Raw genomic sequence first — 23885 nt, forward strand, 5'->3', positions numbered from 1 at the left:
CGGGGACGGAGAAACCCGCCCCCGTCACGTCGGGCGGGTCGCTAGCCCGTCGTCGCCGGGCCTTCGACCGCCGCAGCAGTCGTCGCCGGAGCGGCGCTTGCGCCATCCAGCCAGTTGTACCGGTTGGTGCTGAGCAGGATGAAGTGGATCAGCAGCGCGAGAACGAACAGGAACACGAAGAGTGCAACCAGCGCCCTGCGCGGATCGAAAATGAGCCAGATTCTCCACATTTTTAAATTCCTTTCATGTGGTTACGGCAGTTAGCGCTCGCTGGCGCGCGCACGCGCCGGCCAAGGCATGACGGATCGCTCAGAGCCAGGGCTTGTAGGCCCACAGCGCGATGTGAGCGAGGACGGCGATCCCCGTGAAGCCGATGAAGGAGCCCATGAAAATCTTGTGAAATTCCTTGGCTTCTTCCGGCGTCAGGTAGGTGCGCAGACCGAAGCGATCGTCGCCAGGTGTTGGATCGTTCATTGATCAATCTCCAAACTTGCTGGACATAGTGGGGCATTGCTGCCCCGGCGGTATCCGCGAGAGGACACGGTCCATCGCGCGAATTGCTTGGCCCGTCGCCGGGCGGATGGTCGGGCCGCGCGCCTCACCGGGCGGCCCCTTCGAGCAGGGCGTCGGCCAGCCGGTCGGCGGTCACCACCGTCTCCCCCGCCCCGCGGGCGGCCGCTTCGGCGGCGTCCCTCAAACGCTTGGCAGCCGAGATCCGGACGAGCACGGGCTGGGCTTCGACGATCGCGTCTAGCCGTGTCTTGGCCTGCGGCTCCCAGCGCAATTCGGCCTGCTTGCGCGCCGGCGTTGCGTCTGCTTTGTCCATTTCGGAGCCGAGCGGCAGGATGTGGAACAGTGCATCGAACAGCGCATTGCACACCTCCTGCACGAGGTAGGTCGCGCCCGAATAACCCATGAAGGGCGTGCCGGTGTGGCGACGGATCGCGGCGCCGGGGAAGCTGGCGGCAATGAACTGGCCTTGCGGTCCATGGCCGCGCCCTGCGACCTCGGCCATGTACATCCGCTCGTTATAGCTGCCGAACACCACCAGCGGCGGGTTGGCGTGGATCGCGGCGCGCACGTCTTCGTTCTTCGGCTTCACTCCGGCACAGCGCCCGAAGGCGAAGCTGCACGGAAGCCCCATATCGTCTTCGAGGAAGTACCGGATGCCGCGCGCGTAAGTCTCGTTCGCGCAGATCCCGAAATTGGCGGTGCCGAAGAAATCCTGCGTGACCGAGCGCCACAGGTCCCACAACGGCTTGATCGTCGTGTGTTTCTCGCGCTCGATGAACGGCTCGGGGTCTAGCCCGAGTTCCTTGCCCAGCGCGCGCAGGAACTTCGTGGTCGACGTCAGCCCGATCGGCGCCTGGAAGAACGGCCGCTCCAGCAGTTCGCACAGGTTGCGGCCATACTCGCGATACATGCACACATTGGCCTGCGCATTGGCGAGCTTGCGCATGTCGGCCAGATGGCTGCCGAGCGGGAAGGACAGATTGATCTCTGCCCCGATCCCTTCGACCAGACGGCGGATTTCGGCGAGGTCGCTCGCCATGTTGAACATGCCGTAAGCGGGGCCGATGATGTTGACGAGCGGCTTTTCGCCCTCTTTCAGCTCCCTGGGTTTGGGCATCTTTTTCGGCCCGAACTCGGTCCACAGCCAGCTCAATGCGCGGTCGGCGCTTTCCCACTGGTCCTCGTCGATCGTGCGCGGCAGGAAGCGGCGGATCGTGGTGCCTTCGGGCGTCACACCGCCGCCAATCATTTCGGCGATGGAGCCCGTCACCACGACCGAGGGCAATTCGGGGTCGAGCGTTTTCCACGCCCGCTTCATCGCGGCTTCGGTGCCGGTCTTGCCCAGCTCTTCCTCGCCCAGGCCGGTGACGACGATCGGCAATTCGTGCGGCGGCAGGCCGTCGGTATAGTGGAGCACCGATGTCACCGGCAGGTTCTCGCACCCGACCGGCCCGTCGATGACGACCTGCAAGCCCTTGATCGCCGTGAACGTGTAGACCGCGCCCCAATAGCCACCCGCCCTGTCGTGATCGAGAACGAGGGTCATACCTCGCCTCCCGCAAAACCCGAGATCGCGACGAATCGAAGAGCACCGTGATCGAGGACGAGGGTCACGATCCCACCGCCTCTGCCGCCTTGAGCGCGGCAGCCGTCTGAGCGGCGAATTTCTTCTTGAACTGCGGGCGGTCGACCGGGGTCTCCTGCCAGATGCCCGCGTTATCGTCCGCGCCGACGCCTTCGAAGAAGTCGCGCATCTTGTCGAAGCGCGCCTTGTTGCCGAGCGCGGCATTGACCACCTGCGCCAGGCTGCCTGCGCCTGCCGGACCCATCAGCGGACGGGCCGAGATCAGGTTGGTGAAGTAGAGCGCAGGGGTCGCCTTCTGCTTGGCATGCTGGACGACCGGCGTCGTACCGATGGCCAGATCGGGGCCGAATTCCTCGACTGCCGCGATATCTTCTTCCAAGCTGGCGCGATAGTTCACGCGCACGCCCTTGGCCTCCAGCCACGCACGGTCGGGATCGGACCATTTCGTGCGCGGGCAGGCGGTGCCGACATAGGGAACATCCGCACCGCTTTCGATCAGCAACCGCGCAACCAGCAATTCGGAGCCTTCGTAGCCCGAGACCGTGATCCGTCCCTTGACCGGCATTGCGGCAAGCGCGCCGGTGATGGCGGGCAGGAACGCGTTCTTGGCTGCATCGACCTTGTCTTGCGCCACGCCGCAAGCTGCACCGATGGCGTCGAGCCAGGCGGCAGCCCCCTCACGCCCCACCGGAGCCGAACCGACCACGCTGCGCCCGGCAGCTTCGAACTCGCGCACGCTGGCTGTGTAGAAAGGATGGATTGCAGCAACGACCGCACAGTCGAGCGCGCTATACAACTCGCGCCACTCGCGCGTGGGGACCACCGGCCCCGCGGCGAGGCCCAGCGGCTCCAGCATCATGCCGATGCCGACCGGATCGGCGGGGAACATCTCGCCCAGCAACGATACCGTGGGGCGATCCTGTGCCGGGCCGTCGGGCCGCGCAACGGGGCCTTCCTCGGCCTCTTCGCGCGCATATTTGAGCATCGCGCCTGCCAGTACGTCCTTCGCCTCGGCATGGGTCGGGATGCCGAAGCCGGGCACGTCGATGCCGATCACGCGCACGCCGTTGATCTGGTCGGGCAGCAGCCGCAGCGGTACGCCGCTGGCGGTGGGCACGCACAGGTTGGTGACGATGATCGTGTCGTATTGCGCCGGGTCGGCGAGCTGCTCGACCGCTTCCTTAATATCCTCGAACAGCTTGCCGGTGACGAGCGTTTCGGAGCTGAAGGGCACGTAGCCGACCGTGCGCCGCGCGCCGTAGAAATGCGAGGTGAAGGTCAGGCCGTAGATGCAGCAGGCACTGCCCGAAAGGACGGTCGCGGTGCGCTTCATCCGCAGGCCGACGCGCAACGAGCCGAAAGCCGGGCACATGCTCTGCGGCTGGTCGTGCGGTCCCTGCTTGGCCTCGTCGAGCGGATAGTCGCGCGCATACTGGTCGAGGATCTCGCTCTTGCCAGCCTTGCGGGCAGCCTCACGCATGGTGTCGCCGCTCGCGCAGCCGCCTTCATCTGGCTTACCGAGATCGAGCCGGTCGGCGGCGCGTAGGTCTGGAGTGATGGCTTCGCTCATGTCCATCAAGCCTCGTCGTAAACCACTTCGAGGCTCGGCTTGGGTTCGAACGAGCCGCCGCGCATATCTGCCTGCGTGGCCGGGATCAGCTGGACGTTGCCGCCGGTATCCTCGGGGCTGAACAGGTCGAGCAGGCCATCGCCCTCAAGCGGGGTTGGCCGCTGCGGCGGGGCATTGGCGACGTTGATCGCCAGCTCCTCGAACAGCGGGGCCCATTCGCCACCGGGCTTGCCGATGATTTGGTAATTGGCCGACTTGCGTCGAATTTCCTCGTTCGCGGGGATCGCGCACAGCACCGGGATGTCAACCGCTTTGGCGAAAGCCTGCGCCTCTCCCGTGCCGTCGTCCTTGTTCACGATCATCCCGGCGACGCCGACATTTCCGCCCATCGAGCGGAAATATTCGACCGCCTTGCACACGTTGTTGGCGACGTAAAGCGACTGCAGGTCGTTCGAGCCGACCACGATCACCTTCTGGCACATGTCGCGCGCGATCGGCAGTCCGAAGCCGCCGCACACCACGTCACCGAGAAAATCGAGCAGCACGTAGTCGAAGCCCCATTCGTGGAAGCCCAGCTTCTCGAGCAGTTCGAAACCGTGGATGATCCCGCGCCCACCGCAGCCGCGGCCGACCTCGGGCCCGCCCAGCTCCATCGCGAACACGCCGTCGCGCTGGAAGCAGACATCCTCGATGCTGACCTCCTCGCCTGCGAGCTTTTTCTTGGAGGAGGTTTCGATGATCGTCGGGCAGGCCTTGCCGCCGAACAGTAGGCTGGTCGTGTCGCTCTTGGGATCGCACCCGATCAGCAGCACGCGCTTGCCCTGCTGTGCCATCATGTAGCTGAGGTTGGACAGCGCGAAGCTCTTGCCCGAGCCGCCCTTGCCGTAGATTGCGATGACCTGCGTCTGCTTGGTCACCTCGCCATCGTGCACCGGATCGGGCTCGATCGCGGCCTCTTCGCGCAGGGCGTCTACGGCGGAAGCTTGGTCGAGGTGGGTCATGCAAGTTCGCTCCAGTCCAGCACCAGCTTGAGGCAATCGCGGTCCTCGAAAGCAGTGGGGTAGGCGGCGCACGCATCGCCTGCCGGGGCCACGTCGGTGACGAGGCCGGCAAGGTTCAGCGCGCCGGTTTGAATAAGGGATTGCATCGCAGCGAGGTCTTCGGGCTGCCACTCGGCGGCGATCCGCAGCCGAGCCTCGCGCTGAAAGGCGGGCGCAAAATCGAAGCCCAGCCGGTCGCGGTAGAAGCCTGCAAGCACGATCTCGCCGCCCTTGCCCAGCCGGGTCACCAGCGTGTCGAGCAGCGAGGCATCGCCGCTGACGTCGTAGATGCTGCGATAGTCGCTGCGCGAATCCGCTTCGGGATGGACAACATCGTAGCCTTGCGCGCCATGCGTGCGGGCCGGATCGACCTCCCACACCGTGGGTGCGGGCGCGCCGTTGGCGATGGCGATGCGCGCGAGCAGTCGCCCGAGCACGCCGTGACCGATGATGAGATCGGGCGCGTGGCCGCCAGCCAGCGCGTGGCGCGCGGTCGCAGTCAGCGCGAAGAGCACGCCTTGTTCGGCCAGCGACTCAGGGATCGGCAGTGCGCGTGCGGCGGGGACGATCAGCGTCCGCGCGGTACCGCCGAAGAGGCCCCGCGCATCGGTGTAGCAGTTGGCGCCGGGGACGAAGACCCACTCGCCGATGCGGCTTTGTGCGTCGTGTCCGGCATCGACGATCCGGCCGACCGATTCGTAACCGGGCACCAGCGGATAGCCCATGCCCGGGAATGGCGGCATCTCGCCGGTCCAGAGCAGCTTCTCGGTGCCGCTGCTGACGCCGCTCCAATGGATCGACACCACCACGTCGGACGCCTCGACCGCCCGCAACTCGAGACGCTTAAGCGCCAAGCGCCCCGGTCCTTCGAGTGTGACGGCCATCGTATCCATTGGTCCGGTTCCTCTCCCCTTGGTCGGTCCGTCGCCACCCGGAGGTGGGATAGCCCACATGTCAGCTACGCCTACCGTGACGTAGTGTCAATTCTGCATGACAGATTAGTTGTCAGGCATGGGCGACTATCATGGACGCGATCAGCGTCTGTCGCGTGGCGAGCGAGCGGCTGCGCGCGAAGCCCGCTTCGCGCAGCATCGCGTGAATCTCGCGGGCGGTGCGGGGGCGGCCTTGACCCATGGCCCAGAGGTAGAGGCCGAAATAGGCGTCGCCCATTGCCTCCGCGCCGGGCGTTCCGGACATTGGCTCAGCGATCAGCAGGGTTCCGCCGGGTTTCAGCGCAGCGCGGATGTTTGCAAGGATCCGCAGCGCGGGTTCGTCGTCGTGATCGTGGAGAATGCGCACCAGCGAGGCGCAGTCGTAGCCGCGCGGCAGATCGTCGGAGAGAAAGCTGCCGGAATGCACCGCCACCCGGCCCGCCTCGAGTCGCGCGACGACTTGCGGAAGGTCGAACAGGCCGAGTCGGAGCCCGGGATGCGCCATGCCTACCGCATCGAGGAACGCGCCATGCCCACCGCCGACATCGAGCAGCGAGCGATGCCGGGAGAAATCATAGGCCGCCAGCGCCTCGTCCGAGACCGCCGCCTGCGAGGCCGCCATCAGCTGCGAATAGGCACCCGCCTCGCCCTCTTCCGCCGTTTTCTCGGCCCCCGCATAGGACCAGAAGCGCGACAGCGCGGTCGACTCGGCGCGGTCCTTCCGCAGCAGTGCGAGCGGATCGGCGAGGTCGGCATAGAGCAGCTTGTGATGGTGGATCATCGCCAGCGCACCCGCGTTGCCGTGGAGCGCGGCACCATGGCGGCCGAGCATCCACCAGCCCTCTGCCACCTCTTCCGCGATCCCGATCGCCGCCGCCGCACGTAGCAGGCGTAGCGTCGCCTCGCCCGAAAGCCCGGCAAGATCGGCCAGCTCCGCGGTCGACGCAGGCCCTTCTCCCAGGCGCTGCACACAACCGCTCTCAACCGTGCACAAAAGCACCTGAGAGTAAGCAAAGCCCGCCACAAGGTCGAACAGAGCACCCGCACGCGCTCTTGCGATCGGGCGCAGAAACGGATTGGCCGCAGCGTGACGCTGGAAGGCGCGGCTGCCGATAATCCGGTTGCGCCAGCCGCGCAGGCGAACCTTCAGCCCACGCGGCTCGACCGATGATTGGCCTTGACCCGTTTCCATTTGTCCAGTTTGTTGGACAGATGCTATGTAAATAGCAATCGTCTTGTGGGAGAGCGCGCAGATGGCTGAGAAGGTCGTCGTCATCGGAGCAGGGATCGGCGGGCTCGTCAGCGCAGCGCTGCTTGCCGCGCGCGGCTGCGACGTCACCGTGATCGAGAAGGAACCGCAGGTCGGCGGCAAGGCCCGGCGGCTGGAGGTCGATGGCGGCGCGATCGATGCGGGCCCCACCGTCTTCACCTTGCACGAGGTATTCGAGGATATCTTCCGCGCCTGCGGCAGCAACCTGCGCGCCGCGCTCGACATTAAACCCGCGCAGGTCATCGCGCGCCATGCGTGGACCCCCGACGAACGGCTCGACCTGTTCGCCGATCCGCTTCGCAGCGAGGAAACGATCGGCGATTTTGCCGGGGCCGAGGCCGCGCGCGGCTATCGCAACTTCCGCGCAGAGGCGCGCCGCATCTACAACATCCTCGACGAAAGCCTGCTGCGGCAGGGCAAGGTCTTCTGGCCGCTGCCGCTGATGCAGCGGATCGGCCTCACCCGGGTCGGCGATCTAGCCGCGATCCGCCCTTACGAGAGCCTGTGGAAGGTGCTGGGCGAGCATTTCGCGGACCCGCGCCTGCGCCAGCTGTTCGGCCGTTACACCACCTATTGCGGCTCCTCGCCCTTCGACTCGCCCGCCACGCTGATGCTGATCGCGCATGTCGAGGCGAAGGGTGTTTGGCTGATCGATGGCGGGATGAGCGCGCTGGCCGAAGCGCTCAAGGCACTGGCCGAGGCCAACGGAGCGACCTTCCGGCTGGGCGAGGGCGTCGCCCGGATCGAGACGGATCGCGATGGCGTATCCGGCGTCGTCCTTCGCCGGAGCGAGCGTATCGCTGCCGATACTGTGCTGTGCAATGCCGACCCTGCCGCGCTCGCATACGGGCAATTCGGCGAGGCGGCGCGGCGCGCGGTCGGCAAGACGCCGCAGGGCCGCCGCTCGCTCTCCGCGCTCGTCTGGCTGGCCCATGCGAAGACCAGCGGCTTCCCGCTTTCGCGCCACAACGTGTTCTTCTCGCCCGATTACGCTGCCGAATTCCGCGCCACCGGCAGCGGTCAACAGATCGCCGACCCGAGCGTCTATGTCTGCGCGCAGGACCGCGATGCGGACGTCGCCCGCACCGGCGCCTCACCCGCCACCGATGGCGGGCGGGAGCGCTTTCAGGTGATCGTCAACGCCCCGGCAAATGGCGATTCCCACACCTTTACCCAACAGGAGCTCGACCAATGCACGCAAGCCATGACGCGCAGCCTCGCCCGCTGCGGGCTGGAGCTGGAGCCCGACTTTCCGCACCAACTGGTCACTCCGGCGGATTTCGAAGCGCTGTTCCCTTCGACGGGTGGGGCCCTTTATGGACGGGCCTCGCACGGATGGGCGGCGTCCTTCCTGCGGCAGGGAGCAGCCACGCGGATCCCTGGGCTCTATTGCGTCGGGGGGAGCACCCATCCCGGCGCGGGCGTGCCGATGGCAGCCTTGTCCGGGCAGATCGGAGCGCGCGCAGCGATGGCGCGCCTCGCTTCGATGCGGAAGTCCCACCCGGCGGGTATGGCTGGTGGTATGTCGACGCGATCAGCAAGGACGGGCGCCACGGCCTGACCATCATCGCCTTTCTGGGCAGCGTTTTCTCCCCCTATTACAAGGCGAGCGGGCGCGGCGATCCGCTGAACCACGCATCGCTCAACGTCGCGCTCTATGGCCCGAAGGCACGCTGGGCGATGACCGAGCGCGGAGGCGCCGATGTAGAGCTGAGCCGCGATACGCTGGTGCTGGGGCCCAGCAGCGTGCGCTGGACCGGCACTGCGCTGGAGATCGACATCGATGAGCGCGACAAGCGGCTCGGCGTGCCCTGGCAGCGCCGGGTGCGCGGGCGCATTCGCGTACACCCCGAAGCGCTCAACCCCGTCAGCTTCGCGCTCGATCCGGCGGGCAAACATATCTGGCACTGCCTCGCGCCGCGCGCACGGATCGAGGTGGATATGCACGAGCCCGACCTGAGCTGGACGGGCCGCGCCTATCTCGATTCGAACTTCGGCGCCGAGTCGCTGGAGGATGGCTTCGACGTCTGGCACTGGTCGCGCGCGCATCTCAGCGAAGGCGCGGTGGTCTGCTACGAAGGCAAGCGCGCCGATGGTTCGCATTTCGCCAGCGCGATCCGCTTCGATGCCTATGGCCTGCCGCAGCAGGTGGAGCTGCCGCTGGCCGCGCCGCTGCCCAGCACGCTCTGGCAGATGGAGCGCAAGACGCGCGGCGACCGGGGGCATGCGAGCGTCATCAAGACATGGGAGGATTCGCCCTTCTACGCGCGCTCCACGCTCCGATCGCGCCTGTTCGGCGAAGAGGTGGTCGCGGTGCAGGAAAGCCTCGACCTCAGGCGCTTCGCGTCGCCGGTGGTGCAATTCATGCTGCCCTACCGGATGCCGCGGGTGGCGTAAGACCTTTGATTGCAACCCTTCGTGGTGAGCCTGTCGAACCGCGAACGGCGCGCCAACGTTCGCCGTTGACGCTTCGCCTCTCATTCCTTGTCGTTGCGACGCGCATTGAAATTCAGCGCTGCTCGTCGTCCGCCTTCTTCGCCTTGTCTCGCTTTATCTCGCGGCTGACCGACCAGTATTGCCACCCGCCAAAGCCCAGCGCGACGACTGCGGTAAAGACGATCTCGACCCAGCCGTAATGTTCGCCGAAGCCTTCCATCTGTCTATCCTCCATGGGGAGCCTGAACGCTAATTATACTCGTCATTGCGAGCGGAGCGAAGCAATCCAGTGCGGTGCGAGCTCAGCCTGGATCGCCGCAGGGCTTCACCCCTCGCGATGACGATATCCGGGGGTCACGCGATCAGTTCGAGTGGCCCTGCCGATCCAGAAACCCTCGGATCAGCCCCGCAATCTCTTCCGGCCGTTCCTCGTGCATCAGGTGGCCAAGGCCCGGCAGCACTTCGAGCGTGGCGTCGGGCAAGGCCCGCACCGCATCCTCCACCCCGTCGAGCGGGATGGCATTGTCGCCGCGCGCATGGATCAGCAGCACCGGGTTCGCGATGCCCGGCAAGGCACGTTCCAGCGGGTCCAGATCCCAGTTCGCCATCATCGCCAGCGCGCTGCGGGCATGGTCGCTGTTGCCGAGCAGCGTCGCGTAGCAGCGCGCACCCTCGCGATCGATCCGCGAATTGGTCGAGCGCTGGATGAAGCCTTCGGTATCGCCCGCAAGACGGCTGATGCCGGAGAAGAGTTTCGGCACCAGCGGGTTGAGCGCGAGCACCCGCGCCATCGCGGGGAAGACCTGGGCGGCGGGCCAGGGAAACGGCGCGAGCGCGGGGTTCAGCCCGATAATCGGCGTATCGGTGAAGCGATCCAGCGCGGCAGTGAGCGCGATGGCGGCACCTGCCGAATGGCCGATCATCGCTGCCGGTTCGATTTCCAGCGTTTCGATCAGGGCGCGAACCGCGTCTGCCATGCCCGGCAGACTCATCTGCGAACCGCGCATAGCTTGGGTGAAGGCATGTCCCGGCAGGTCCGGCGCGATCACGCGGTAATTCTCGGCCAGCAGCGGCATCAACCCGCGCCACGAATGGCACGACGCGCCGGTGCCGTGGAGCAACAGTAGCACGGGCGCGTCCTCTTCGTCCGGCCCCATCACCTGAACATGCCAGCGCAGGCCGGCACTTTCGATGAAGCGGCTCGCCTCGCGGTGCGGCCAAGTGCGCCCGTCGCGCTGCCAGTCCAGCGATCCGCTCATGCGGCCTGCGCCACGGGTTGCGCAGCCTTGACCGCCGCGTGAAGCTTCGCCGCGTCGGCCATCGGCAAGGCGAGGAAGCGCGCCCGCATCGCCTGCGCCAGCTCGCCCGCCTCGGGCGCGGTGCGCGCGGAGATATCGACCACCAGCGCATCGAGCCCGCGCGCCGCGATGGTCTTCGCGGCGATGAGCGCATCTTCCTTCGCCTGCGGGCGACCGCCCTTGCCCTCGACATTGATGTTGGCGCGCCCGTCGGTCAGGATCACGAGATGCGGCGTCTTGCCGCGCGCTGCGACCGCCTCGGCCACCTCGCTTCCTGCCTTCAATCCCAGCGCCAGCGGAGTCCCGCCGCCGCCCGGCATCGCGGCGAGCACGCGGCGCGCGCGGGTGAGCGAGCGGGTCGGCGGCAGCAGCAGCTCCGCACCCTCGCCCCGGAATGCCACCAGCGCGACCTCGCTGCGGGTGACGTAGGCCTGCGCCAGCATCAGCTCGACCGCGCCCTTGGCCTCGGCCAGCCGCGCCGCCGCCGCCGAGCCCGAGGCATCGACGCAGAAGATGGTGACGCGCGCCCCGCGCTCCTCGAAGCGGCGCACGCGCAGATCGGACTTGCGGATGACGAGGCTGTCGTTCGCCGCGTCCAGCTCGTGCCGTCTGAGCGCCCGCCACGGCACGGCAGCGCGCAAGGTATCGACCAGCGCCAGCCGCGCACCGCCACGGGGCATGCCGGGCCGCGCCGAGAGCGGTTTGCCGCGCTGGCCGGAGAGCTTGCGCTTGCCACCCCCGCTCCCGGCGCTGCGCCGCGTGCGCCCCTCGGCCAGCTGCGCCAGCAGATCGGCCGGGATCGAGGCGAGCGCTGCGTCGAGCACCACGTCGTCGAGTGGCCGCTCACCCGGCTGCGACGCCTCGTCGCGCTCGCCCGCTTCGTATTGCTCTGGCGGCGGTGGCGCTTCGTCGGGCAAGTCCTCGGGCAGCTCGGGCATCTGCGTGGCGCGCGGGCCGAGCACGAGGCGCGCCGCAGCGGAGATATCCGCTTCCGCTACCGCCTCGCGGCCTTCCAGCGCGCCATGCGCGCGCGCGGCATGGCATGCAAAATTCAGCGCGCGGACCGAATGGACGCCCAACGCCGTCGCGGTCGCGGCGAGTGCGTGCAGCGCCTCTTCGCCGAGCGGTGCGACGTCTTCCACGTGGCCAAAGCGCAGCGCAGCACCGGTCATTCCAGCGCGTGTGAGGTCGCAATGAAATGCCACCCGTTCGAGCAGCGCGGTCGGCGGCACTTCGTCTTCGGTGCCATCGTCCAGCAGGACGAGCCCGAAGTGCGTCTCTTCGGCGTCCATCGCCTGCGCCAGACGCCCCGCCACGCCTGCATCCAGCCGCTCCGCCATCGGCACGACCAGCACTCCGCCGGTGATCTCTTCGAGCAGGCCACGCGCGCGCACCTGCCGCCCTCCGGCGAGGCTGGCGGCAAGGTCGACCCCGCCCAGCAGCCGCTCGTCGTCGATATGCGCGGGCATCCGGCGCAGCGGAAACGTGCACCCGGCAGCTTCGCTAAGCCGCTCCAGCAATGCATCGCGCACCGGACCCGAGCCGCGCAGGCTCAGCCCGCCCAGCTGATCGGGAGCGATGAGAAACAGCGACAACGCCAGCAGCGCATCGTCCTCCGGAGCGGCGGCTGGGCCTGCCCCGGGCTCCATCAGAAAACCTCGGCGATCGCGCGCTCGATCCGCGCGGCGGAGCCGGTCTCATCCAGCACGTCGCGCCGCAATCTGTGCCGCAGCGCCGATGGCGCGACCGCCATCAGCTGCGCCTCGCCAACCTTCTTCGCGCCCTCCAGCGCAGCCACCGCGCGGGCCGCCCTCATCACGGTCAGCTCACCGCGCAGGCCATCCGCGCCCACCGCCATGCACAGCTCGGCCGCCTTGACCAGCATCGCATCGGGCACATCGACCTTAGCCAGCCGCTTGCGCCCGCGGTCGATCCGCTTGAGCACCGCCTCCTCCTCATCCGCCCATTCGTCGGCGAAGGCCTGCTGATCGGCCTCCTGCCGCGCGCAGCGGCGCATGATCTCGACCCGCGTGTCGATATCGCCGGGCGTGCGCACCTCGACCGACAGGCCGAAGCGGTCGAGCAGTTGCGGGCGCAGCTCGCCCTCTTCCGGGTTGCCGCTGCCGATCAGCACGAACCGCGCCGGATGGCGGACCGACAGGCCTTCACGCTCGACCACGTTCTCGCCCGAGGCGGCTACGTCGAGCAGGAGGTCGACCAGATGGTCCTCCAGCAGGTTGATCTCGTCGATATAGAGGAAGCCGCGATGCGCCTTGGCGAGCAGGCCGGGTTCGAACGCCTTCTCGCCCGAGCGCAGCGCGCGCTCCAGATCGAGCGCGCCCAGCACGCGGTCCTCGGTCGCGCCCAGCGGCAGATCGACGAACGGCACCGCGCGCTTGCGCATCGGCCCGCTGCCGCACACGTCGGGATAGCGCGCCTGATCTTCCTTCGAGCAGCCATAGACGCAGTCCTTCGCCGCGCTGATCGGCGGCATCAGACCCGCCAGTGCGCGCGCGGCGGTCGACTTGCCCGTGCCCCGGTCACCGAACACCATCACGCCGCCGATCGCGGGGTCGACCGCCGCGATCAGGAGCGCCTGCTTCATCTCGTCCTGACCGACGATTGCGGAAAAGGGAAAGCGCGCCATTGGCCCCAAAGTGTCGCAGCGGGCGGACGCTGGCAAGTGTCTTCCGTATTTGTCGATTGTCTGATGGCTTCGCGCTGCTAGGACAGGTGGCGAACTGCAACTAATCTGGGAGAGATCAATGTTCAGCCACGTCATGCTCGGCGCCGACGATATCGAAGCCTCGAAGACCTTTTACGATGCGTGCTTCAAGGCACTCGGCGGGCGCGAGGGCTCGGTCGATCCCAAGGGCCGCGTCATCTACATGCACAATGGCGGCATCTTCCTGCTGACCAAGCCGATCGACGGCCAGCCTGCGAGCTGCGGCAACGGCTCAACCATCGGCTTCGCCGCGACGAGCGAGGAACAGGCTAATGCATGGCACGCCGCCGGGCTCGCGCATGGCGGCACCGCGATCGAAGACCCGCCGGGCATCCGCGAAGGCGCGGGAATGAAGCTCTATCTCGCCTACCTGCGCGATCCGGCGGGCAACAAGATCTGCGCGATGTATCGTCCGGGGTAGTGCGTGCGCTGCTCCTCCCTCCTTCGGCTTGCTGGCACAGCCAGCCGCTCATGACAGGCCTTGAGGGGGAGTCTGGGTGGGGGTGTGCGGCGCCGGGAGGTCTGAAGAACCTCCCGGCGTAGAACCCCCACCCCCAACCCCTCTCCCGCGGGGGAGGGGAGTATTCGCCGCTAACCCCGGCCGATCAGGAACAGGGCGAATTCGGCGCGCAGGTTTGCGCCGAATTCGCCGATCTCGTGGCCTTTGCCGAAATACCACGCGCGCTCGACCCGCGCGCCGCGGTCCGCGACCAGATCCTTGAAGTCGACGACGGTCAGGTTGCGGATATTGCCGGTCGCATGCCACGCCTCGGGCAGCGCGGGTGTCACCGGCATCCGACCGCCCAGCCCCAGCGCGACCCGCATCCGCCAGTGCGCGAAATTGGGGAAGCTGATGAAGGCGGCGCGGCCTACGCGTAGCAACTCGTCGATCACCTCGGCAGGCCGGTCGACCATCTGGATCGTCTGGCCGAGAATGGCGTAGTCGAACGCGTCGTCGGGGTAGTGGACCAGATCGGCCTCGGCATCGCCCTGCACCACCGAAAGCCCGCGCGCCACGCAGGTTGCCACCCGCTCCGGATCGATCTCCAGCCCGCGCGCATCGACCCGTTTGTGCTCCGCCAGTGCGGCCAGCAGCGTACCCGGCCCGCAACCAATATCGAGCACGCGCGCACCATCGGGGATGGTCCCGGCGATTGCCGCGAGGTCGGGGCGCAGATCGGGAAGCTTGCTCATGCGTAGATATCCGGGAAATGGCGCTGCATGAAAATGCTCGGGTCCGGCAGCGGTTGCCAGCCTAGCCCTTCATACAATCCATGCGCGTCGCGTGTCGCCAGCATCCTGCGGCGCAGGCCCTGCAACTCGGCGTAGCCCTGCAGATGGCCGACCATGGCCTTGGCCAGCCCCTTCCCGCCATGCCCGTCGAGCACGTAGACGTCTGCCAGATAGGCGAAGGTGGCCCGGTCGGTGATGACCCGTGCCATGCCGATCTGCTCGCCGCGATGCAGCACGCTGACGCACAGGCTGTTGGCCAGCGCCTTCTCGACCGTCTCGACCGGAATGCCGGGCGACCAGTAGCGCTGGGTCAGGAAGGCGTGAGCGGCGCGCGCATCGGCCCCGTCGTGCAATTCATAACCGTCGGGAAGCTCGCTCACGACACGAACCCCCGCACCACTTCATCCAGTCCCGGCGTCTCCAGCAGGAAGCCATCGTGCCCGTATGGCGATGACAGCTCGACAAAGCTGACCGGCGCGCCCGCCGCATTGAGCGCGCGAACGATGTGCCGGCCCTCCTCGGTCGGGTAGAGCCAGTCGGTGTCGAAGCTGACAATGCAAAAGCGCGCGGAGGTGTTCGCAAAGGCATCGGCCAGCCGTCCGCCATGCTCTTCGGCGAGGTCGAAATAGTCCATCGCGCGGGTAATATAGAGGTACGAATTGGCGTCGAACCGGCGGGTGAACCCGCTGCCCTGATAGCGCAGGTAGGATTCGATCTGGAAGTCGGCCTCGAACCCGAAGGACTTTGTGCCGTCGCTGCCGTCGGGCCGCTGCTGCAGCCGCCGCCCGAACTTCTCGGTCAGACCCGCTTCGGAAAGATAGGTGATGTGCGCCGCCATCCGGGCCACCGCCAGCCCTGCATCGGGGTGCGTGCCGCCGTAATACTCGCCACCGTTCCAGTTGGCATCGGCCATGATCGCCTGGCGCCCGACCTCGTGGAAAGCGATGTTCTGGGCACTCTGTCGCGCCGCGCTAGCGAGCACCAGCACACGGTCGGCCCGGGTCGGGAACTGCGACGCGAAAGCGAGCGCCTGCATCCCGCCCATCGATCCGCCGACGAGGGCATGCACCCGGTCGATCCCGAGCGCATCGAGCAGGCGGCCGATCGCGCGGACCATGTCGTGGATCGTCACCACCGGAAAGTTCTGGCCGTAGGGCGCACCGCCGGTTTCTTCAGGATTGGCGCTGGCAGGGCCGGTCGAGCCCATGCAGCCGCCGATCACGTTGGCGCAGATGACGTAATAGCGATCCGTATCGATCGGCATCCCGGGGCCGACCATGCGGTCCCACCAGCCGGGCTTGCCGGTCGCCGGATGCGGGCTGGCGACATACTGGTCGCCGGTCAGCGCGTGGAAGATCACCACCACGTTGCTGTCGTCTTGCGCCCGGGCGCCATATTGCTCGTAGGCGATGGTGACCGGCGACAGCTGCGCCCCGCTGTCGAGCGGCAGCGGATCGGGAAGGGTCAAGCTCAGGGACTGGGATTGCTGCGGCGTGTTCATGGTCGCTTGCGCAAGAAGAGGAAAAACAGCCCTTCGACAAGCTCAGGGCGAGCGGTTAGGGGAATTTCTTTCGAAATCCGCTCGTGCTGAGCCTGTCGCAGCACCGCACTTTTTCTGGTTGTGCCCTTATGAATTCGCCGTTTCCCCAGCCCAAGCCCTACATCCTCGATATTGCGCCTTACGTGCCCGGCGTGTCGAAAGCTGCGGACGGGCGGACGCTGATCAAGCTCTCGGCCAACGAGAACCCGCTGGGATGCAGCGCGGACGCGCTGGCGGCGATGCGCGCGGCGCAAAATCTCGCCACCTATCCCGACCCCGACTCGATCGCGCTGCGCACCGCGCTGGGCGAGATGCACGCCATCGACCCGGCGCGGATCGTGTGCGGCACCGGCTCGGACGAGCTGCTCAATCTGGCGGCACAGGCCTTCGCGGGCGCGGGCGACGAGGTGCTGATGTCGCAATACTCGTTTTCGGTCTATCCGATCGCGGCGCGGCGGGTGGGCGCGGTGCCCCTCGAAGCCGAAGCGCGCGATTTCGGCGCCGATGTCGATGCGATGCTGGCAGCGGTGAGTGAGAAGACGCGCGTCGTCTTCCTCGCCAATCCGAACAACCCCACCGGCACTTACCTCCCCCATGGCGAGGTCGAGCGGCTGCACGCCGGATTGCCCGGCGACGTGCTGTTCGTACTCGACCAGGCCTATGCCGAATATCTGGAGGATGGGGGCGCGCCCGGCCTCACGCTGGCGGGCAAGGTCGACAATGTGCTGGTCACGCGGACCTTCTCCAAGATCTACGGCCTCGCCTCCGCCCGGGTCGGCTGGGCGACCGGCGCGCCGCATCTGGTCGACGCGCTGAACCGCATTCGCGGGCCGTTCAACGTGACCGGCGCGGCACAGGGCGCGGCCCTCGCGGCCCTGGCGGACCAGGATTTCCTGAGCAGATCGCGCGAGAACAATGCGCGCGAGCGTGCCGCTTTCGTCGCGCGACTGGAAGGATTTGGAAATCGCGGTGTTGCTTGCGTGCCGAGCGAGGCGAACTTCGTGCTCGTCCGCTTCCCCGACCAACCGACGGCGGAACGCGTGCGCGATGCGGTTGCCGAAGCGGGTTATGCGTTGCGGCACCTGCCGGGGCAGGGCCTGGGCGAAGCGCTGCGGATCACCATCGGGCGCGAAGATGACATGGCCAAGGTCGGCGATGCGATCGAGGCTGTGCTGGAGCGGTAGGACGCATCACGCGCGCAGCCGGTTGATTCCTTCGCGCACCTGCGCCTCGACCTCGGCACGCTCCAGCCCCGGCGCAATCGGATCGCCAAAGCGATAGGTGATCTGCCCCGGCTGCTTCACCAGATCGCCATAGAGCGGGCCGCTGTTCACCGCTACCGGGACGACCGGCAGGTCCAGCAGCTTGTAAAGGCCCGCAAAGCCGGAGGCGATCGGCCCCTCTTCGTCATGCGCGATACGCGTACCTTCGGGGAAGATCAGGAAGGCCCGCCCTTCCTCCTTGGCGAGACGTGCCGCGCGCATCAGATCGCGCAGCGCCTTCGCGCCCTTGTCGCGCGCGACGGGGATGATGCCGTATTTGGCGGCGGCTTTCCCCCACATCGGCAGATCGAGCAATTCCTGCTTGGCAAAGATGACCGGCGCACCGAACACTTGCGGTGCATCGATCGCCTCGAAGAAGCTCTCGTGCCGCATCGCATAGAGCACCGGCCCTTCCGCCTGCGGCGCCCCCTCCTGAATGATGCGGATGCCCAGCAGGTGGCGGACGCACCACCGGTGCAGTCCGCTCCATGCATGTGCGAGCTTCCACATGCCCGCTCGCCCACGGAAAGGCGCGACGAGCAGCAACACCAGGGTTCCGGAATAGAAGACGCCGTAGAAAGCGAGGCTGCGCAGCACGTTCATGTCAGGAGAACAGGGGCCCCACGGTGCGGCTCACCAGCCATTTGTGATATTCGACGAACAGCATCCACAGGCTCGGCTCGCTGCGAACCGCATCCTTGATGACCTTCACACTGTCCGGCAATTCGCGCCGCAACTCGATCGAGGCGCGCCGCATATGCCAGTCGCTGGTGACGAGGCGCAGGCTCTGGATGCCGTTCTGCTCCGCCCATTCCTTCGTTTCCTGCGCATTGCCGCGCGTATCCGTGGCGGCGAAGCCCAGCGTGACGCAGCAATCCATCACATCGGCCGGCACTTCGAACTCGGCGGCGAACTCGCCCGGCGTGACCTCCGGATCGACGCCGGTGACCAGCAGCGTATCCGCACTGTCGGTCTGAACCACGTCGAGCCCGCGCGCGATCCGCCCCGCCCCGCCTGTGGGCACGATCACAGCGTCGGTCCGCTCCATCGGCGCAGGCTCGGGCAGCCACCCGGCAAACCAGATGAAACCGAGTACCCAGACGAGGAGGAGGCCAAGCCCGACGCGCCAGATCACAGCATTTTCCTAACGGCAGCAAGAACGGTGAAGCGCGCGGTCACGACCGCCAGCGCGACGCCGAAAATAGGGATAAGCGCGATCAATATCCAGTCCAGCCAATCGAGCCCGGCGCTCGCCACCATGCCGCTGTCGAGCGCCGCGAACTGGTAGCCGAGCCCAAGTACGGCGGTAAGGCCGAGGATCAGGCCGACGATCCCGCCGAGAATAGAGTCGAACAGAATCGCGCGCTGGAACAGCTGCGCGATCTGCCCGTCCGTGCCGCCGAGCAGGTGCACGATCGCAATCGTCTCGCGATTGTTGCCCAGCGCGCTGCGCGCCGCGAGGAACACCGCCGCCGCGCTCGTCACCGCCAGCAGCACGACCAGCGCCAGCGCGAGGTACTGGAGCGAGGACAGCGCGGCGAACACCGGTTGCAGCCAGCTCGACTGCGCGTCGACCCGCGCATCTGGCGCCACATCGGCGATCCTCGTGCGCAGCGCGGCAAGCGCCTCCTCGTCCGCCTTTCCCTCTAGCCGCACGTCGATCAGCGCGGGCACCGGGACCGTCTCCGCATCGCCCGATCCGCCCAGCCACGGCTCCAGCAGCGCATCGAGCTCGTCCTGCGGAATCAGCCGGCTCTCGGCCACGATATCCATCGTTCGCAGCGCTTCCTGCGCCGCCGTCGCCTGTTCGGCCCGGGTATTCGGATCGGCATCGAGAATCTGCACGGTCGCCCCGCCAGCCAGTTCCGAGCGCGCATCGCCCACGATATTGCCGAGCGCCAGTCCTGCCCCCGCTGCCAGCACCGTCAGCGCGACCATGATCGCGAGCACCCACGGCATCGGCCCCGCCAGCCGCGCCTGCGGGATCAGCGCGCGCGCCTTGTCGCCGTCGAAGGACGATTGGCCTGCGCGCGCGGTATCGCTGAGCGGCGGCTTGCTCACCGTGCCTGCTCGTCTGTCACGGGCCTGCGCGGCGGATAGCGCAGCGCGCCCGTCGGGTCCCCGAGGCGCCCCTTGTCGAGCCGCATGATGATCGAACTACGCACGTTCTGCAGCAGGTGCAGGTCGTGCGTCGCGACGACCACCGTGGTGCCCAGCCGGTTGAGGGATTCGAACAGCCGCATCAGCTTGAGCGCCATATCGGGGTCGACATTGCCGGTCGGCTCGTCCGCCAGCAGCATGTCGGGTCGCCCGATGACTGCTCGCGCAATGGCGACGCGCTGCTTCTCGCCGCCCGAAAGCGTTTCGGGCCGCGCCTCGGCCCGATGCGCGAGGCCGACCCATTCGAGCATATCCGATACGGGCTGGACCAGCTCGCCCTCGTCCACCCCGGCGATGCGCAGCGGCAGCGCGACATTGTCGAAGGCGGAGAGATGCTCGACCAGCCGGAAATCCTGGAACACGACGCCCAGCCGCCGCCGGAAGCCGGGCAGGCGCGAGCGCGGGAGCGTGATGACGTCGCTGCCGAACATGCGGATGATCCCGCGCGACGGGCGCTGTGCGAGATAGAGCAGCTTGAGCAGGCTGGTCTTGCCTGCCCCGCTCGCCCCGGTCAGGAAATAGAAGCTGCCCGGCCACAGGGAAAAGCTGACATCGGTCAGGATTTCCTTGCCGCTGCCGTAACGCAGGCCGACATTGTCGAAGTAGGCGACTTCGCCGTCACCCCCAGACATCGTCAGTCCTCGTCCTACACGCCATGTTCTACCGACCCGTCCCGTGGTTAACACACGCGCAGGGTATAGGGGGCAATGTCGGTGGAAAAAAGCCGCAAATCCGCCTCGTCCACCAGCGGGGCGCTTGCCTTGGCCCACTTGGCAGGCGTAATGGATTGGGCACTATGATCCTCGCCTGCCCTGCCTGCGATACGCGCTATGCCGTACCCGACAGCGCCATTGGCGCAGACGGGCGGACCGTGCGCTGCGCGAAATGTCGTCACAGCTGGTTCCAGGAAGGCACCGAACTCGACCTCAAGTCGCTGGAAGAGGAAGCCGAGCAGGCAGTTGCTGCGGCAGACGCCGCGCCGACCCCGCACCAGCCGTGGCACGATGTGCCTCCGATCGACGGCGGCGACCAGCGCGAGAAAACCAAACCTTCCGAAGACCGCTCGCAGTTTTCTGCCGAGCCGCCCTTCCGCCCGCGCCGCAATCCGCTGAAAATGTGGGGCATGGCCGCCAGCCTGTTCGCACTCATCTCGGTCGGCACGATCGCCGCGGTCAGCTATGCCGGACTGCCCGACTGGGTGCCCGTAAGCCGCCCGACTTTCGCGCTGAACGAGCCCGATCTGGTACTCGAATTCCCCGCCGAACAGCAGGATCGCCGCACCCTGCCCGATGGCAGTGAGTATTTCGGCGTGGCGGGCGAAATCAAGAATGTCGGGCGCGAGACCAAGGCGGTGCCGCCGGTGCTGATCGTGCTGTACGATTCGCGCAATCGCAAGGTCTACAACTGGGAGATTCTCCCACGGCAGGGCCGCCTGCAGCCGGGCGAGACGCTCAGCATCAACGAAGCGATCACAGATCTGCCCAAATCCGCGCGTTTCGCGGAGATCGGCTGGAGCCCTTCCTGAATGTGAACCGGCAAGGTGCAGGCGCGTCGCAAAGGCGCTTGCAGGCCGCCAACACCCCTGCTAGGGCGCCGCTTCCTCACGGGGGCCGACCAATGGTTGACTTCCGATTGCTGACCCGGCTGACCGGGTCATGTGTGCGGTCGTGGCGGAACTGGTAGACGCGCAACGTTGAGGTCGTTGTGGCCGCAAGGCCGTGGAAGTTCGAGTCTTCTCGACCGCACCAAAACTTTCGGGGGCCATTCTCGCCGCCCCCTCCCTCGCCGAACAGCATTGCACCCGCACGCATTGGAATCCGTGCCGGGTCCGCCTAGAAGCCGCATTGTGCCTTTCTTCTACGGCAATGCGAGCATGCTATCTTGAGCCACAAAACACGTGCCTGGCGCTTTGCGGTCGATCGCGGTGGGACCTTCACCGATGTGGTCGCGACCACGCCTGACGGGCGACTCGTCACGCACAAGCTGCTCTCGGAAAACCCCGAACAATACGCCGATGCCGCCACCGAGGCCGTTTCGCGCCTGATGGGCGAGCACGGGAATGCCCCCATCGCCGAGCTGCGGATCGGCACCACCGTCGCCACCAATGCGTTGCTCGAACGCAAGGGCGATCGGCTCGCGCTCGTCACCACGCGCGGATTCGGCGATGCGCTGCGGATCGGCACTCAGGCCCGGCCCGAAATCTTCGCCCGCCATATCCTGCTGCCCGAACAACTTCCCGCGAAGGTGATCGAGGTCGACGAGCGGATCGCGGCGGATGGCGTGGTTCTGCAATCGCTCGACGAAGACGCCGCCCGCAGCGCGCTGGAGACGCTGCATGGCGAAGGATTCGACGCGCTCGCCATCGTGCTGATGCATGGCTGGAAGTACCGCGATCACGAGGCGCGGCTTGCGGAAATCGCGCGTGAGATCGGCTTCGCGCAGGTCAGCGTCAGCCACGAGGTCGCGCCGCTCATCAAGCTGATCCCGCGCGGCGATACCACCGTTGTCGACGCCTACCTCTCGCCCGTACTCAAACGCTATACCGACGGGCTTCAGCGCGACCTTCCGCCGGTCGAGCGGCTGCGTTTCATGCAATCGAACGGCGGCCTGGCAGAGGTTGGCGCATTTCGCGGCAAGGATGCGATCCTTTCCGGCCCCGCAGGCGGCGTCGTGGGCATGGTCGCGGCGGGCGAGGCGCGTGGCTATGCCAAGCTGATCGGCTTCGACATGGGCGGGACGAGTACCGATGTCGCCCATTATGCAGGCGAGCTCGAGCTGGCGGCAGACAACATGGTCGCCGGCGTGCGGGTGGCCGCGCCGATGATGCAAATTCATACGGTGGCGGCGGGCGGCGGCTCGATCTGCTCCTTCGACGGCGCACGCTTCCGCGTGGGGCCCGAGAGCGCGGGCGCGGATCCGGGGCCTGCGTGCTACCGCAAGGGCGGTCCGCTGAGCGTGACCGACTGCAACCTGTATCTGGGCCGGATCGCCCCCTCATTCTTCCCGCATGTGTTCGGGCCCGATGGCGACCAGCCGCTCGACCCCGACGCCTCGCGGGCGCGGCTCGAAGAGATCGCTAGCTCGCTCCCCGAAGCCAAGCCGTTGGACGAAATTGCGGAGGGCTTCCTCGCCATCGCGGTCGACAACATGGCCAATGCGATCCGCAAGATCAGCGTCGCGCGCGGGCACGATGTCACCGAATACGCGCTCGCCTGCTTCGGCGGTGCGGGCGGGCAGCACGCCTGCAAGGTGGCCGACGAGCTGGGGATCGAGACCGTGCTGGTCCATCCGCTGGCGGGGATCCTGTCGGCCTACGGCATCGGCCTTGCCCCGGTGAAGGCGATTCGCGAGGCGAGCCTGGTGCGCCCGCTGCACGATGGCTTCGCGCGCGAACTCGATGCTCTGAGCGACGAGGCACTTGCCGCCCTGACCGACCAGGGCATCGATCCCGGCAATGTCACACTCACGCCGCGCGCGCGGCTGCGCTTTGCGGGCAGCGACTCGATGCTGACCGTCGCCTGCACAGACGCGGACGCGATGGATGCCGCGTTCCGCGTGCAGCACCGCCAGCGCTACGGTTATTCCGATGCCTCGGCCGCGATCATTGTCGAAGCGCTGAGCGTGGAGGCGAGCGGCACTTCGGGCGGGCTAAGCGATGCGCAGGTCGAACCCATGGCGACCGACGAGGCGACGGCGAAGGACGGAGCCACCGCGTGGACAACCCGCGACCGCAGCAGCTTTACCCCCGGAGAAACCTTCGAGGGTCCGGCGCTGGTCATCGACCCGGACTCCACCACCGTGGTCGAGCCAGGCTGGCAGGCGCGGCTGGCCCGGGATGGCAGCCTGGTGCTGACGCGCGAGAAACCTGTCGAGCGTGATCGGGCGGCGGGTACGCAAGTCGATCCCGTGCAGCTCGAAATCTTCAACAACCTGTTCATGGCGATTGCCGAGGAAATGGGCGTGGTGCTTCAGAACACCGCGACCTCGGTCAATATCAAGGAACGGCTCGATTTCTCCTGCGCGCTATTCGACCCGAGCGGCAACCTGATCGCCAATGCGCCGCATATTCCGGTGCATCTCGGCAGCATGGGCGACAGCGTTGCGCGGGTGATCGAGGTGCGCGGGCCTGGCGAAAATGGCGAGCCGCGAGATGGTCGCGGCATCCGGCGCGGCGATGCCTATGTCGTCAATGATCCGTTTCGCGGGGGCACCCACCTGCCCGATATCACCGTGATCGCGCCGGTGTTCTACTCGACTGATGGCGACCAGCCGGACGCCTTCGTGGCCGCGCGCGGCCACCACGCCGATATCGGCGGGGTCG

The 23885-nt window shown here is 67.1% G+C and carries 24 protein-coding genes and 1 tRNA gene; 7 read left to right on the forward strand and 18 right to left on the reverse strand.

Annotated elements, in window-relative coordinates; genetic code table 11:
• Positions 1-41: 41 nt before the first annotated feature.
• From pufA to AAG612_RS06810, 7 genes are all read right to left on the reverse strand, one after another.
• Positions 42-230 (reverse strand): light-harvesting antenna LH1, alpha subunit, encoded by a 189-nt coding sequence (gene pufA, locus AAG612_RS06780; protein WP_342508513.1) that lies wholly within the window; start codon positions 228-230, stop codon positions 42-44.
• A gap of 79 nt (positions 231-309) precedes the next feature.
• Positions 310-474 (reverse strand): light-harvesting antenna LH1, beta subunit, encoded by a 165-nt coding sequence (gene pufB, locus AAG612_RS06785; protein WP_115491449.1) that lies wholly within the window; start codon positions 472-474, stop codon positions 310-312.
• Between the two features lie 124 nt (positions 475-598).
• Complete coding sequence (gene bchZ / locus AAG612_RS06790; RefSeq protein WP_342508517.1) at positions 599-2059, reverse strand: chlorophyllide a reductase subunit Z; 1461 nt, start codon at positions 2057-2059, stop codon at positions 599-601.
• 64 nt (positions 2060-2123) lie between these two features.
• Positions 2124-3668: a chlorophyllide a reductase subunit Y gene (gene bchY / locus AAG612_RS06795; RefSeq protein WP_342508519.1), complete on the reverse strand. Its 1545-nt coding sequence runs from the start codon at positions 3666-3668 to the stop codon at positions 2124-2126.
• Positions 3669-3673: 5 nt separating this feature from the next.
• The gene (locus AAG612_RS06800; RefSeq protein ID WP_342508521.1) at positions 3674-4669 is read right to left on the reverse strand and encodes a chlorophyllide a reductase iron protein subunit X; all 996 of its coding nucleotides are present in this window, start codon (positions 4667-4669) and stop codon (positions 3674-3676) included.
• The gene (gene bchC / locus AAG612_RS06805) at positions 4666-5601 is read right to left on the reverse strand and encodes a chlorophyll synthesis pathway protein BchC (RefSeq protein WP_342508523.1); all 936 of its coding nucleotides are present in this window, start codon (positions 5599-5601) and stop codon (positions 4666-4668) included. Before bchC ends, AAG612_RS06800 begins: the two co-directional genes overlap by 4 nt.
• A 112-nt stretch (positions 5602-5713) precedes the next feature.
• Positions 5714-6832, reverse strand: coding sequence for a methyltransferase (locus AAG612_RS06810; protein WP_342508525.1), 1119 nt, complete (start codon positions 6830-6832; stop codon positions 5714-5716).
• Between the two features lie 61 nt (positions 6833-6893).
• Here AAG612_RS06810 and crtD point away from each other — a divergent pair, with 61 nt between their 5' ends.
• Both crtD and AAG612_RS06820 read left to right on the forward strand, forming a co-directional pair.
• Positions 6894-8471: a 1-hydroxycarotenoid 3,4-desaturase CrtD gene (gene crtD, locus AAG612_RS06815; RefSeq protein WP_342508527.1), complete on the forward strand. Its 1578-nt coding sequence runs from the start codon at positions 6894-6896 to the stop codon at positions 8469-8471.
• Between the two features lie 119 nt (positions 8472-8590).
• On the forward strand, positions 8591-9307 hold the full coding sequence (locus tag AAG612_RS06820) for a hydroxyneurosporene dehydrogenase (RefSeq protein ID WP_342508529.1): 717 nt from the start codon (positions 8591-8593) through the stop codon (positions 9305-9307).
• Between the two features lie 112 nt (positions 9308-9419).
• On the opposite strand, the gene AAG612_RS06825 is transcribed toward AAG612_RS06820, so the two are convergent.
• From AAG612_RS06825 to bchI, 4 genes are all read right to left on the reverse strand, one after another.
• Positions 9420-9581 carry a hypothetical protein gene (locus tag AAG612_RS06825; RefSeq protein WP_342508530.1) on the reverse strand — a complete coding sequence of 54 codons (162 nt, stop codon included), beginning with the start codon at positions 9579-9581 and terminating at the stop codon, positions 9420-9422.
• 127 nt (positions 9582-9708) lie between these two features.
• The gene (gene bchO / locus AAG612_RS06830) at positions 9709-10605 is read right to left on the reverse strand and encodes an alpha/beta fold hydrolase BchO (RefSeq protein ID WP_342508532.1); all 897 of its coding nucleotides are present in this window, start codon (positions 10603-10605) and stop codon (positions 9709-9711) included.
• Positions 10602-12293 (reverse strand): magnesium chelatase subunit D, encoded by a 1692-nt coding sequence (locus AAG612_RS06835; RefSeq protein ID WP_342508534.1) that lies wholly within the window; start codon positions 12291-12293, stop codon positions 10602-10604. The genes bchO and AAG612_RS06835 overlap by 4 nt, the downstream gene beginning before the upstream one ends.
• A complete protein-coding gene (gene bchI, locus AAG612_RS06840; protein ID WP_342508536.1) occupies positions 12293-13291 on the reverse strand; it encodes a magnesium chelatase ATPase subunit I in 999 nt (332 codons plus the stop codon). The genes AAG612_RS06835 and bchI overlap by 1 nt, the downstream gene beginning before the upstream one ends.
• A gap of 118 nt (positions 13292-13409) precedes the next feature.
• Here bchI and AAG612_RS06845 point away from each other — a divergent pair, with 118 nt between their 5' ends.
• Positions 13410-13790: a VOC family protein gene (locus AAG612_RS06845; protein WP_342508538.1), complete on the forward strand. Its 381-nt coding sequence runs from the start codon at positions 13410-13412 to the stop codon at positions 13788-13790.
• A gap of 170 nt (positions 13791-13960) precedes the next feature.
• On the opposite strand, the gene metW is transcribed toward AAG612_RS06845, so the two are convergent.
• Genes metW through metX form a run of 3 tightly spaced genes read right to left on the reverse strand, consistent with a single transcriptional unit; the run spans position 13961 to position 16103 of the window.
• Entirely contained in the window at positions 13961-14563 is a 603-nt protein-coding gene (gene metW / locus AAG612_RS06850) for a methionine biosynthesis protein MetW (protein WP_342508540.1), read from the reverse strand.
• A complete protein-coding gene (locus AAG612_RS06855) occupies positions 14560-14982 on the reverse strand; it encodes a GNAT family N-acetyltransferase (protein WP_342508542.1) in 423 nt (140 codons plus the stop codon). Before AAG612_RS06855 ends, metW begins: the two co-directional genes overlap by 4 nt.
• Positions 14979-16103, reverse strand: a complete 1125-nt coding sequence (gene metX / locus AAG612_RS06860) for a homoserine O-acetyltransferase MetX (RefSeq protein WP_342508545.1) — start codon at positions 16101-16103, stop codon at positions 14979-14981. Before metX ends, AAG612_RS06855 begins: the two co-directional genes overlap by 4 nt.
• Before the next feature lie 128 nt (positions 16104-16231).
• On the opposite strand from metX, the gene hisC reads away from it, so the two are divergent.
• Positions 16232-17326 (forward strand): histidinol-phosphate transaminase, encoded by a 1095-nt coding sequence (gene hisC, locus AAG612_RS06865; protein ID WP_342508548.1) that lies wholly within the window; start codon positions 16232-16234, stop codon positions 17324-17326.
• Between the two features lie 6 nt (positions 17327-17332).
• Here the strand turns inward: hisC and AAG612_RS06870 are convergent, their stop codons facing one another.
• The 4 genes from AAG612_RS06870 to ftsE are packed head-to-tail and all read right to left on the reverse strand — an operon-like array spanning position 17333 to position 20196.
• Positions 17333-18007 (reverse strand): lysophospholipid acyltransferase family protein, encoded by a 675-nt coding sequence (locus AAG612_RS06870; RefSeq protein WP_342508550.1) that lies wholly within the window; start codon positions 18005-18007, stop codon positions 17333-17335.
• A gap of 1 nt (position 18008) precedes the next feature.
• Complete coding sequence (locus AAG612_RS06875) at positions 18009-18539, reverse strand: YdcF family protein (RefSeq protein WP_342508553.1); 531 nt, start codon at positions 18537-18539, stop codon at positions 18009-18011.
• Positions 18536-19465, reverse strand: a complete 930-nt coding sequence (locus AAG612_RS06880; RefSeq protein ID WP_342508555.1) for a cell division protein FtsX — start codon at positions 19463-19465, stop codon at positions 18536-18538. The genes AAG612_RS06875 and AAG612_RS06880 overlap by 4 nt, the downstream gene beginning before the upstream one ends.
• On the reverse strand, positions 19462-20196 hold the full coding sequence (gene ftsE / locus AAG612_RS06885) for a cell division ATP-binding protein FtsE (protein WP_342508557.1): 735 nt from the start codon (positions 20194-20196) through the stop codon (positions 19462-19464). The genes AAG612_RS06880 and ftsE overlap by 4 nt, the downstream gene beginning before the upstream one ends.
• Positions 20197-20360: 164 nt before the next feature.
• Between ftsE and AAG612_RS06890 the strand changes: the two genes are divergently transcribed.
• From AAG612_RS06890 to AAG612_RS06900, 3 genes are all read left to right on the forward strand, one after another.
• The gene (locus tag AAG612_RS06890) at positions 20361-21089 is read left to right on the forward strand and encodes a zinc-ribbon domain-containing protein (RefSeq protein WP_342508560.1); all 729 of its coding nucleotides are present in this window, start codon (positions 20361-20363) and stop codon (positions 21087-21089) included.
• A 136-nt stretch (positions 21090-21225) separates the two neighbouring features.
• Positions 21226-21312 (forward strand) — tRNA-Leu (locus tag AAG612_RS06895).
• A 133-nt stretch (positions 21313-21445) separates the two neighbouring features.
• The coding region (locus AAG612_RS06900) for a hydantoinase/oxoprolinase family protein (RefSeq protein ID WP_342508561.1) at positions 21446-23885 on the forward strand (2440 nt) is incomplete at its 3' end.

This window comes from Citromicrobium bathyomarinum (genome assembly GCF_038594605.1).
In the GTDB taxonomy this organism is placed as follows: Bacteria; Pseudomonadota; Alphaproteobacteria; order Sphingomonadales; family Sphingomonadaceae; genus Alteriqipengyuania; species Alteriqipengyuania bathyomarina_B.